Annotated in this window: 2 protein-coding genes; both read right to left on the bottom strand. The window is 49.5% G+C overall.

The genetic code is table 11. The features are described from left to right. A partial coding sequence (locus tag BMX68_RS25030; protein WP_074862808.1) for a GAD-like domain-containing protein occupies positions 1–547 on the bottom strand: 547 nt, incomplete at its 3' end. Between the two features lie 11 nt (positions 548–558). Further along, positions 559–1,035, bottom strand: a 477-nt coding sequence (locus BMX68_RS25035) for a polymorphic toxin type 15 domain-containing protein (RefSeq protein ID WP_256218840.1), incomplete at its 5' end; no start/stop codon positions are given.

The raw sequence follows: 1,035 nt of genomic DNA on the forward strand, positions 1-1,035 counted from the left end.
TTAATTTCTCAACATGATCAAGAGATGCCGATCCGCCAAGCATTAACGCTGGAACAAAGCCATACATTTCATCATGGCGCAGCGTGCCGAGCTTTCTTCTTGCCTGGCTAAACAAATCTTCTACATCGTTAGAGTCCACTTTTCTAGACACGATAAAGTCTTGAAGCTTACGATCCATTTGTTCGGGGGCGGGTTCAAAATTATGGATTACGCATCTAGAAAAGATGCTGGTTATCTTCAGTGAAAATCCCGTTTTCTCGCCCCACAGGTATACGTCACCAAAAGCACCACGTGCAATCAGGTGGTAAGTGTCGCGCTTTTCAAGTTCCGTCCCCTCAATCCAGGAAGCCACCACTCCCTCGTACTCCTGCGGGTTCACTATCCAAAAAATCCCGTCACCGTATCCGCACCAGCCGTGCTCAGTCCAGTATTCCAAAAGCTGATTAGGCAGTTTGCCCCTATAGCGCTCGATACTTGACATCGGGACGTCCTGGCGATCGACAGGGCCACCAAACTTCTCTAGAAACCTAGCAAATACCTTGTCCACGGATGCCTCCTTCAGCACTTATGTAATTTAACGTTAAGGAAAGTTGAGCCTCGCAGGGATTCTGGCACTTTCTCAGCAGCTGCTTTGAGGTTTTGAATTTTTGGTCTCCACTGAGGCCCAATGCTGGAGTTAACCTGTCGGTCACCGAAACCGCCGATGATATCCTTGCCACCAGCACTCAGATCGGGGTTGTGCAGTCCAGCAAGGTTTGCCATCGTTTCCTTGGCTTTTTTAATTGCAGCTTCCTCCGCTTCGAGTACATCCAAGTCTGGAAAATCATTCTGAAAACGCTCTTCCAATTGATCTTGCAGATCCTTGCGAGCCGTTCTGGCAGCCGCCGGACTGCGCTTCACCGGATTAGCAATATTCTCTAAATACTCATCAACCGTCAGCCGATTCAGCCCGTCCTCCTGCCCCTTCAATTGCCGCTCGAACTCTCCGACTTTAGAGGCCGGCATCTTGTCTGCCTTGAAGCATTCGACGTCATG

The sequence above is a fragment of the Pseudomonas agarici genome (assembly GCF_900109755.1).
In the GTDB taxonomy this organism is placed as follows: Bacteria; Pseudomonadota; Gammaproteobacteria; order Pseudomonadales; family Pseudomonadaceae; genus Aquipseudomonas; species Aquipseudomonas agarici.